The organism is Shewanella sp. A22 (assembly GCF_053850585.1).
Genome location: NZ_JBSQBN010000026.1, coordinates 30,428 through 41,508 on the forward strand (window position 1 = coordinate 30,428; position 11,081 = coordinate 41,508).

An 11,081-nucleotide genomic window follows, 5' to 3' on the forward strand; every position below is an offset into this window, starting at 1 on the left:
ATTATGGAAAAGTTGTCAGCTTCATCGAACTTTCTGGATCTAGGAGGACTAGATTCACTTCGTGTCCACGCCCAGAAAGACGAGAAGGGGGCACTTAAAGAAGCGGCTAAGCAATTTGAAGGTATTTTTATTCAAATGTTAATGAAAAGCATGCGAGATGCCAATGCCGCATTTAAATCTGACAGTCCATTAAACAGTGAAACGACCGAATTTTTTGAACAAATGCGCGATCAGCAGATGTCTGTCGATTTATCAGGTAAAGGCATGCTAGGGCTTGCAGAGTTAATGGTTCAGCAATTAGACCCAGAAGAAAGCCCAATTACACCAGCATCAGTACTGCGTGGCAATACCGATTATAAAGTTAACCCAAGCATGTTTGTCGCGCCGCCAACAGCGTTAGATAAAGACACTTTAGATGCCATCGCGCCAAAAGATCAAATTGCTGCATCTCATTCTGTTATAGATAACGCCGAATCGATGCTGCCTATGTCGGACAAGCTATCTAGAGTGTTACGTGGTGAGCAATTAGCCAGCCAAGCGGTACAAGCAGGCAAAGGTTTGCCGCAAGCAAATGTTAACGCAGTAAAAAACAAAGGTATTGCTGTAAGCGAATTTACCAGCCCAGAGCATTTTATTTCGGTGTTGTACCCTCATGCTGAAAAGGCGGCTCAATCATTGGGAACCTCAGCAGAGGTGTTAATTGCTCAGTCAGCATTGGAAACCGGTTGGGGCCAAAAGGTCGTGCGTCGTAACGACGGTACGATGAGTCATAATTTATTCAATATTAAAGCGGATAAGCGTTGGCAAGGTGAAAAAACCTCAGTCAATACATTGGAGTTTGAAAAGGGCATTGCAGTGCAACAAAAAGCGGATTTTAGAATGTATGACAACCTTGAAGAGAGCTTTAACGATTTTGTGTCGTTTATTAGCCAGGGCGATCGTTATCAAGATGCACGCAATGTTGCCGCAGAGCCAACTCAATTTATTAAAGCGTTACAAAAAGCGGGTTATGCCACCGACCCACAATATGCCAATAAGGTTATTAATGTGATGAAGTCGGTAAAAGAAGGTCTTAAATCTGTATTACCTGCGGGGACTAAATAATGGCGATTGACTTACTTAATATTGCTCGTACAGGTGTTCAAGCCTCTCAAGCGCAATTAGGGGTGACCAGTAATAACATCGCCAATGCGAATACTGAAGGTTATAACAGACAAGTTACGAGTCAATCCACATTAGAGTCGCAACGCTTAGGTAATAGTTTTTATGGCACGGGCACATATGTGTCTGATGTAAAACGTATCTATAACGAATTTGCAGCACGAGAATTACGAATTGGGCAAACCAGTATGAGTGCGGCTGAAACATCGTATTCTAAGCTGAGCGAACTAGATGAAATCTATTCTCAAATAGGCCAAATGGTGCCTGAAAACTTGAATAACTTTTTTGCTAGCATCAATAGTGTTGCCGATTTACCGACTGATCTTGGTATTCGTAGCAGTAGTATCAGTACAGCGGAACAGCTAGCCAGTAGCTTAAATCAAATGCAAGCACAGTTGGATGGGCAAACCAAGCAAACCAACAGCCAAATAGAATCTATCACCACCCGTATTAATGAAATCAGTAAAGAGCTAGGTAGCATCAATTTAGAGCTGATGAAATCTCAAGATCAAGACAACCAATTACTAGACAAGCAAGATGCACTTATTTTAGAGCTTAGCGAATATGCTCAGGTTAATGTTATCCCGTTAGAAACGGGAGCAAAGTCAATTATGCTTGGCGGATCAGTCATGTTGGTGTCGGGTGAAGTCTCTCTGTCAATGGGGACTAGCACTGGAGATCCTTTTCCGAATGAACCCAGTCTTAATGCATCTACTGGTGATAAAACAATTAGTGTCGACCCCTCTAAATTGGGTGGTCAGCTTGGGGCGTTATTTTCGTTTCGTGATGACACATTATTACCTGCTAGTACTGAACTGGGCCAATTGGCTTTAGGTATTGCAGGCACCTTTAACGATATGCAATCTCAAGGTTTTGATTTAAATGGTGATGTTGGTAGCAATCTTTTTCGTGATATCAATGACCCATTAATGGCATCTGGTCGAGTGGGTAGTTATTCCACTAATACGGGTAATGCAGCGCTGTCAGTCAATATTGATGACGTTGGTGCGTTATCGGGTGGCAGTTACGAGTTGAGTTATACCACCGCCGATGGCTACCAATTAACAGACACACAAACGGGTAAACAAACCCCATTAACATTAACGGGTAGTCAACTTACTGGTGGTGCAGGCTTTAGCATTAACATTGCCAGTGGCGCCATAGCCGATGGCGATAAATTTGGTATCCGTCCAACGGCGGGGGCCGCCACAGGTTTAACCGTTGTCATGACAGATCCGGAAGGTATTGCCGCAGCAGGGCCAGCATTAACCACAGATGTTAGCAACTCTGGTAATACGGCAATTAGCTTAAACAGCATGGACTCAACTAACGCTGTTTTTCAAAGTGTTATTGGCTCATCAATTACCTTTGAGTTAAATACTGCAGCTGCTCCTAGTACTTATGAAGCCTTTAATAGTGCAGGTACATCTTTAGGTACTGGCACAATTACCAATAACAACATCAATGCCTTTGGTATGGATTTTGACATTACCACTAGCGGTACTGCTACCGCAGATACATTCACGTTTGATTTATCATTTGCCGAAGGTGACAACAGCAATGCCGTTGCAACGGCTGCATTATCAAACAGCAAGATAATGAATAACGGCACAGGCACCTTAACCAGCGTTTTTGAAGATACTAAGTTGGATATTGGCAGCCAAACAAAATCTGCCGAAGTGCGAGTCGGCTCTGCCACTGCAATATACCAACAAGCTAGCGATCGTGTTCAAAGTGAGTCGGGCGTTAACCTTGACGAAGAAGCGGCCAACTTATTGCGTTTCCAACAATCGTATCAAGCTTCTGCCAGAATTATGACAACAGCGCAAACCATCTTCGATACTTTATTAAGCTCAGTTCGTTAGGAGATACATCATGAGAATTTCTACCGGACAAATTTTCCAACAAAATACCAATAGCATATTGGAGAAGCAATCTGCCACTAACAGCATTACGGCACAGATTTCTAGCGGTAAACGAGTCAACACTGCTGGTGACGACCCTGTAGCAGCCATTGGCATTGATAACCTAAAACAACGAAATGCGTTGGTGGATCAATATGTGAAGAACATTGATTACGCTACGAATCATGTTCAACAAACAGAAAGCCAGTTAGGTCAAGCGGATACGCTCGCTAGCAGCATGAAGGATCTGATGCTTCGTGCCGGCAACGGCAGTATGACTTCTGCCGAGCGGCAAGTGATTGCCGATGAAATGCGTCAAAGTCTTGAACAATTGATGTCTATTGCCAATACCAAAGACGAGTCGGGGAATTATATTTTTGCTGGCAATAAAACCAACAATGTTCCTTTTGCTTTCGATAATAGTGGCAATGTGGTGTACAGCGGTGATTCAGGCGTTCGCAAAAGTAATATTGCCGATGGGGTCCAAGTTAATACCAATGTGGCTGGTGATGCTGCGTTTATGAATGCTGCCAATGCAATGGGTGATTATGGCGTCAATTATTCGTCATCTCAGCAAGGTGATTTTGTTGTTACCAGTGCCAAAATTATTGACCCAGCCACTTATGTGCCTGATATATATACATTCAATTTTGTTGATGATGGCTTGGGCGGCACAAACCTAGAGGTTTTGGATAGCGCGATGCCAGCAAATATTGTGACCACAGTTGTTGGTTTTGATGCTTCGGTGCCGGTGAGCTTTAATGATATTGAAGTTAAATTGGAGGGCGAGCCTGAAATTGGTGACTCATTTACCATAAATGAAGTCGCACAAGTCAGTATTTTCGATACCTTCAGTAAAGCCATTACATTATTTGAAAGTGATAATGATACACAAACACCCGCTGGACAAGCGGAGTTGGCACAGCTCTTGAATAACATTGATAGCGGTGTCAAACAAATGAGTCAGGAACGAAGCTTAACTGGTAACAGCCTAAAGGTGTTGCAACAGTACAGCGACAATCATACTGATGAAAAGTTGATTAACACCTCGGCATTATCAAAATTAGAAGATTTGGATTTTGCCTCGGCTATTACCGAGTTTGAAAAGCAACAATTAGCACTCAATGCCGCGTCGAGCTTGTTTAGTAAAGTCAGTTCGACCAGTTTGTTTGACTATATATAAACACGTTTTATAAGCACTGATACACGAACGTTTCACAACATATTAAACAGTTTACATGATTAACCGTTTAGCCAAGCTCCGGGTCTTGGCGTTCAACTAAGAAGAGGAATTTACACTATGGCTATTTCAGTTAACACCAACGTTACATCCATGAAGGCGCAAGGTAATTTAAATAAAGCTCAAACTGCTACTTCAACCTCTATGGAACGACTAGCATCAGGCCTGCGTATTAACAGCGCCAAAGATGATGCGGCAGGTCTACAGATTTCAAACCGTATGACCAGTCAGATAAACGGGATTGGCGTTGCTATTCGTAACGCTAACGATGGTATCTCTATTGCACAAACGGCTGAAGGTGCAATGGGTGAGTCAACCAATATTTTGCAGCGTATGCGTGACTTGTCTTTGCAGTCTGCCAACGGTTCAAACTCGTCTGATGACCGCGCATCTATGCAAAAAGAGATTAACTCTTTACAGGCAGAGTTAACTCGTATTGCAGAAACCACCTCGTTTGGTGGCCAGAATTTACTCGATGGCTCTTATGGTACTCAATCATTCCAAGTTGGTTCTGATGCCAACCAAACCATTAATGTGTCTCTTAAATCGGTAGCCGCAACCAGTATTGGTGCGTATCAAAGTGATAAAGCCGGTAGTTTATTTGGTGGTGGGCTTGTTGCCGCAGCTGCGGGTACCAATGGTTCAACGGGTGAAACCTTAACCATTACTCAAGGCACTAGCACAACTAATATTGTGACCGTTGATGAAGATACCGCGACTGAAATTGTTGCTAAAATTAACCAAGCTGGTACAGGTGTAACCGCATCTGCTGAAACCAATGTTCAAGCTGATTTAACCGCTGCATATGATGTATCGTTAGTCATGAATGTTGATGGTGGTGCAGGGAAAACAGCGTCTTTAGACTTAACGGGTATTAGCTCGAACGCTGATCTTGCAACAGCAATTAATGATACTTCAGGTGATACAGGCGTAACGGCAAAACTGGATAATGGTACTCTTACTATTACTAGTGCATCAGGTGCTGATATTAACTTCACCTCTACTGGTGGCAGCAATACATCAGGTGCATTATCGTTAAAGAACATTTCTGCAGACGGTACAGCATCAGGTGCAACAGTGGTCGCTAACGGTACTACTGGTACAGTAGCAACCGCGGCAGGTGCGATTACATTAAGCTCACCTGACAGCTTTACCTTAACTGGTACAGCAGCACCCGCTGAAATTACTGGTGAAGCAGCAGGTGTATTTGTTGGTGTTAGTACCATTGACATTGGTACCGCATCAGGCGCGCAAAGTGCGATTGACATTATTGATGGTGCGATTGCCGGTATTGATAGCTCTCGTGCCGATTTAGGTGCGGTGCAAAATAGAATGAGTTTTACTATCAGTAACTTGAGTAACGTTCAAAATAACGTGTCAGATGCGCGTAGTCGTATTCAAGACGTTGACTTTGCCTCAGAGAGTGCAGAGCTGAGTAAGCAACAGATTTTATCGCAAGCATCATCGTCGATGTTGGCGCAAGCCAATCAGCTACCACAAGTGGCATTGTCTTTACTTGGCTAGTTAAAAAAGTAAGCTAACAATCTCGATATTAGAATCCGCCACCTCAAATGGCGGGTTTTTAATTTGTAGTACTAGAGCCTGTTGATCTTTCAAGGTTGGTTTTGCAGCGAATTGTTGTTCATTTGTACAAGGCAGAGACTTTGTGGTGTAGTTATTCTACACAAAAAGTCTATAACGCAGTAAAAATGACCAACAAACGCTGCCCGTAGGGTTCGGCTAAAAACGTTTTACTCTTTGTTGAGTTACTCTTCGTTAAGTAAAAGTAGCTTAGATTGCTAGGCAGCAATCCACTAGCCTCGATTAAAACGTTTTTATCTCGAACAAAACTTAACCAGCAAAGAACAACAGGCCCTAATATATTGAATTTAATTGTTTATTTAGTTTTTTATCTGCAGTTGAAAAAAAAAGCTAAAGTTCTGACTTTTATTGCCGTTACCTTAAGTGTAACCAATATGATCCGCCTGGCTTAATACAGACAGGCAATGTCTACAGTCAGGAATACGAGGAATTAAATTATGGCTATTTCAGTAAATACTAACGTCACTTCGATGAAAGCGCAGGGTAACCTAAACAAAGCACAGAGCAACACTGCTACTTCAATGGAGCGTTTAGCTTCAGGTCTTCGCATTAACAGCGCTAAAGATGATGCGGCAGGCTTACAGATTTCGAATCGTATGACTAGCCAAATCAATGGTATTGGTGTGGCGATGCGTAACGCTAACGACGGTATCTCGATTGCACAAACAGCTGAAGGTGCAATGAGTGAGTCAACCAACATTTTACAGCGTATGCGTGACTTGTCATTACAGTCGGCTAACGGTTCAAACTCATCAGACGACCGTTCTGCTATGCAAAAAGAGATTAACTCTTTGCAGTCTGAGTTAACTCGTATTGCTGAAACCACATCGTTTGGTGGCCAGAATTTACTTGATGGCTCTTATGGTACTCAAGCATTCCAAGTTGGTTCAGAAGCCAACCAAACCATTAATGTGTCTCTTAAATCGGTAGCCGCAACCAGTATTGGTGCGTATCAAAGTAATAAAGCCGGTAGTTTATTTGGTGGTGGGCTTGTTGCCGCAGCTGCGGGTACCAATGGTTCAACGGGTGAAACCTTAACCATTACTCAAGGCACTAGCACAACTAATATTGTGACCGTTGATGAAGATACCGCGACTGAAATTGTTGCTAAAATTAACCAAGCTGGTACAGGTGTAACCGCATCTGCTGAAACCAATGTTCAAGCTGATTTAACCGCTGCATATGATGTATCGTTAGTCATGAATGTTGATGGTGGTGCAGGGAAAACAGCGTCTTTAGACTTAACGGGTATTAGCTCGAATGAAGACCTTGCAACAGCAATTAATGATACTTCAGGTGATACAGGTGTAACGGCAAACTTGGATAATGGTACTCTTACTATTACGAGTTCTACTGGTGCAGATATTAACTTTACTTCTACTGGTGGCAGCAATACATCAGGTGCATTATCGTTAAAGAACGTTTCTGCCGACGGTACAGCATCAGGTGCAACAGTGGTTGCTAACGGTACTACTGGTACAGTAGCTACAGCGGCAGGTGCGATTACATTGAGCTCACCTGACAGCTTTACCTTAACCGGTACAGCAGCACCCGCTGAAATTACTGGTGAAGCAGCAGGTGTATTTGCGGGTGTGAGTACCATTGACATTGGCACAGCATCAGGTGCGCAAAGTGCGATTGACATTATTGATGGTGCGATTGCCGGTATTGATAGCCAACGTGCTGACTTAGGTGCTACGCAAAACCGTTTAGACTTCACTATCAGTAACTTAAGCAACATCCAAAATAACGTGTCAGATGCACGTAGCCGTATTCAAGATGTTGACTTTGCTGCAGAAAGTGCAGAGCTGAGTAAACAGCAGATTTTATCGCAAGCATCATCGTCTATGTTGGCGCAAGCGAATCAGCTACCACAGGTTGCGTTATCACTACTGTAATCAGCTTAGTTTAGTGGCAACAGAATGATAGTAACTCACTGAGTGAATCAGTAACATAACGTCAAAATAGAAAAGGAAGATTCACAGCTGAATCTTCCTTTTTGTTACTTATGTATATCGATTTATTAACGTTATATAGCGTTGTAACTATGGTGACGATATGATGTTACTTTGTTGGCAAAGTAACCCTCAACGAGTAACGCGTAAACAGGGATTACATTGATTTAGAGAGGATGTTATGGATAATAATTCACTGGGTATTGCAAACTCACCTGTAAACCCCTCTGTAACAAATAGACCTGAAGGAGCATTAGATAAAAATGTTGCTTCGCATTTAGCGGCTGAAAAAAGTACTTACCTGCCTGAATCCGATAAAGCACCGATGGTCAAAGCAATAACTGAAGCAGAAAAAACCGAAGCCAGTAAAAAAGAACAATCCCAGGCAGAAGCCTTAGAAGAAGTTGTTATTCAGCTGTCTGAAGTTGTCTCTTTGATGAACAAAGGCCTTGCGTTTTCGGTTGACGAAGACTCAGGCTCCGCTATTGTTAAGGTAATGGATATTGATTCAGGTGAAATCATACGCCAGATCCCCAGCGATGAGGCGTTAGAGTTGGCTCAGAAGTTGCAAGATGTAAAAGGGTTATTAATGAGAACTGAAGCTTAAGCTATTGGGCGGATGATTTGATTTAACAAGTCGATTACGCGCTTTTTTGTGTTATTTAGTTAAGATTAGTTGAGGTAAACATGGGATTAACATCGGTTGGACTAGGCTCCGGGCTAGACATTAACGGTATTGTGTCGGCTTTAGTTAGCGCACAACGAACTCCTAAGGTAGCTCAATTTGACTCAAAAGAGGGCGCGATTAATTCCGAGATATCAGCATTGGGCTTTTTAAAAAGTTCGTTATCTGAATTCAAAGATAGCTTAACCTTTCTCTCTGATACAGATTCATTCGATAGCCAGAGTGCGTCAGTTTCAAAGAATACTTATGTCACTGCATCAGTGACGAATACCGCGGTAACAGGCAGTTATAGTCTTGCTGTTGAACAACTGGCGGGGAGTCAAAAAATTGGCTCTTTGGCTGTGAGCGATGTAACAGCGCCTTTAGATGAAGGCTCATTAAACTTTGCTGTTGATGGCGACAGTTTTGATATTGAAGTTACCGCTGAAGATACTATGCAAACACTGGTGGCAAAAATAAACAGTGCTGACGACAATGTTGGCGTTACCGCAACCATAGTGAACAGTGATGACGGTGCCCAATTAGTATTAACGTCTAAAGAAACAGGCACGGCCAATAACATCACGGTTTCAGCCACCGATACAGGTGCGGGTACCGTGTTGGCAGACACCTTCGCGATGACCGAATTACAAGCCGCAAAAGATTCCATTATTTATATTGACGGTCTAAAACTGACTTCGAGCAGTAACACTGTTGAAGATGCCATTGAAGGTGTGACGCTTAATCTTAGAGACGCCGACGTTGATAAGTTGACCACATTAACGGTAAAGCAAAATACTAGTGCAATTGCGACGGGTATTAAGTCATTTGTTGAAGCTTTTAACTCAATGTCAGAAACCATTGCCAGTTTGACGAGTTACAATGCCGAGACGGAAGAGGCGGGCGCTTTACAGGGGGACTCATTACCGCGTGGAATACAGAGTCAATTGCGTAACGTAATGTCCTCAGCGTTTGCAACATCGGATGGCCAATTATCATTGGCTTCTATTGGTATTACCACCACCCGAAGCGGCACCTTAGAAATAGTTGATGATATTTTAACAGAAGCATTAGAAAGCAATGTTGCTGGTATTAAAGAAATGTTTACCACTGAAGATACGGGGGTAACAGCAAAACTAGATGGTTATCTTGACTCGTATGTGGGAACTGGATCTATTATTGATAGTCGTGACACCTCCCTTGATGGCAGTTTATCGCGATTGACCGACCAGCGAGAAGCATTTGCTTTGAAAATGGCTGCGTTTGAAGCACGCTTGTATACACAATATAACTACATGGACTTGATTGTTGGGCAATTAAGTACCCAACGTTCAGATTTACAATCTCGACTGGATTCGCTTCCTGGGCTTGTAAGTCAAAATGATTAACGGCATGGTTCATTAACATGTGAATGTAATCTGTTTTAAAAGATGACGGTGAGTTGAAATAAAATGGCAACAACGGATCAGCAAGCATTAATTGATAGTTTAGATACCACCAGTGAACAATGCCGAATAGTATTAGATAGCTTAAAAACTAAAAAAGAAATAGAAGAATTTGATCAGTTGGTATTAGATTTGCAAGAGTTGGTTGTTAAGCGTCAAAACTTATTGAATGTGTTGATTGCAGATGATTCATTTATGCAAAGAGATTATCTTGAACGCCAATTGGAACTCACATTGAGCCTTGAGGTGAAAGCAAAGTTAGTCATGAAAAGTTTGCATTCTGAGATACATTTAGGAAAGAAAAACCAACGTCAACTTAATGTTTATAAAAGTATAGATTCAGATAGGTAGGTATTTATGAGAAGCTCACTACAGTCATATCGAAAAGTTTCGCTAGAAAGCGAAATTGCGGTGGCTTCGCCACATCGCATTATACAAATGATGTTTGAAGGCGCATTGCAACGTATTGCACAAAGCAAATATGCAATTCAGCAAAAAAATTATGCGCAAAAAGGCGAAAGTATTGGTAAGGCTATTAGTATTATTGCTGGGCTGAGTGGTAGTTTAAATATGGATGCCGGTACCGAGATTTCAGCTAATTTAGACTCGCTATATGAATATATGTTGAGAAGATTATCTGAGGCTAATGTCGCCAATGATGAAGAAATACTCGAAGAGGTTTCTGTTTTACTTAAAACGATTAAAGAAGGTTGGGACTCGATTCCCCAAGATATGCATGAGCTAACTTCTGAAGCAGGTTAATGGTTACAATGTATTATATTTGAATAAAAAAGACGCATAGTATATCAAACTAATGACAACCCTCACTTTTTAAGTGGGGGTTTGTTTTTTGCCTGTATTGAATGTTTTCTCGGCCAATGATGTTTATGCGAACTTTAGAACACTATGTTAGTTTATGATAATCAACAGATTGCTAATTATACCAATTCGCATTAAATATCTGGTCAGTTCAGAGTCTCTCTGGTTTTTCAATTCAAGGCACATTGATGTAGAAATGGTTGTTGCCTTTTAAATCGATGTAACACAGAAGTGGAATACCTGAGAGACTCCATTCTGGCGGGTTTCAAAGTCCTTTATGCTTCGTTAGAT

At 41.9% G+C, this 11,081-nt stretch carries 9 protein-coding genes; all 9 read left to right on the forward strand.

Annotated elements, in window-relative coordinates; translation table 11 throughout:
• Positions 1–3 precede the first annotated feature (3 nt).
• The 9 genes from flgJ (at position 4) to fliS (ending at position 10,733) form a co-directional block, all read left to right on the forward strand.
• Positions 4–1,104, forward strand: coding sequence for a flagellar assembly peptidoglycan hydrolase FlgJ (flgJ, locus tag ACWXWT_RS07005; protein WP_456040904.1), 1,101 nt, complete (start codon positions 4–6; stop codon positions 1,102–1,104).
• On the forward strand, positions 1,104–3,026 hold the full coding sequence (gene flgK / locus ACWXWT_RS07010; RefSeq protein ID WP_456040905.1) for a flagellar hook-associated protein FlgK: 1,923 nt from the start codon (positions 1,104–1,106) through the stop codon (positions 3,024–3,026). The genes flgJ and flgK overlap by 1 nt, the downstream gene beginning before the upstream one ends.
• Positions 3,027–3,036: 10 nt before the next feature.
• A complete protein-coding gene (gene flgL / locus ACWXWT_RS07015) occupies positions 3,037–4,248 on the forward strand; it encodes a flagellar hook-associated protein FlgL (RefSeq protein ID WP_456040906.1) in 1,212 nt (403 codons plus the stop codon).
• A gap of 117 nt (positions 4,249–4,365) precedes the next feature.
• Positions 4,366–5,829, forward strand: coding sequence for a flagellin (locus tag ACWXWT_RS07020; RefSeq protein ID WP_456040907.1), 1,464 nt, complete (start codon positions 4,366–4,368; stop codon positions 5,827–5,829).
• Between the two features lie 515 nt (positions 5,830–6,344).
• Positions 6,345–7,805: a flagellin gene (locus ACWXWT_RS07025; RefSeq protein WP_456040908.1), complete on the forward strand. Its 1,461-nt coding sequence runs from the start codon at positions 6,345–6,347 to the stop codon at positions 7,803–7,805.
• 238 nt (positions 7,806–8,043) lie between these two features.
• On the forward strand, positions 8,044–8,469 hold the full coding sequence (locus tag ACWXWT_RS07030) for a flagellar protein FlaG (RefSeq protein WP_456040909.1): 426 nt from the start codon (positions 8,044–8,046) through the stop codon (positions 8,467–8,469).
• An 80-nt stretch (positions 8,470–8,549) separates the two neighbouring features.
• A complete protein-coding gene (gene fliD / locus ACWXWT_RS07035) occupies positions 8,550–9,914 on the forward strand; it encodes a flagellar filament capping protein FliD (RefSeq protein WP_456040910.1) in 1,365 nt (454 codons plus the stop codon).
• Between the two features lie 63 nt (positions 9,915–9,977).
• A complete protein-coding gene (locus ACWXWT_RS07040; protein ID WP_456040911.1) occupies positions 9,978–10,322 on the forward strand; it encodes a flagella biosynthesis chaperone for FliD, FliT in 345 nt (114 codons plus the stop codon).
• A gap of 6 nt (positions 10,323–10,328) precedes the next feature.
• Positions 10,329–10,733, forward strand: coding sequence for a flagellar export chaperone FliS (gene fliS, locus ACWXWT_RS07045; RefSeq protein WP_456040912.1), 405 nt, complete (start codon positions 10,329–10,331; stop codon positions 10,731–10,733).
• The last annotated feature ends 348 nt before the right edge of the window (positions 10,734–11,081 follow it).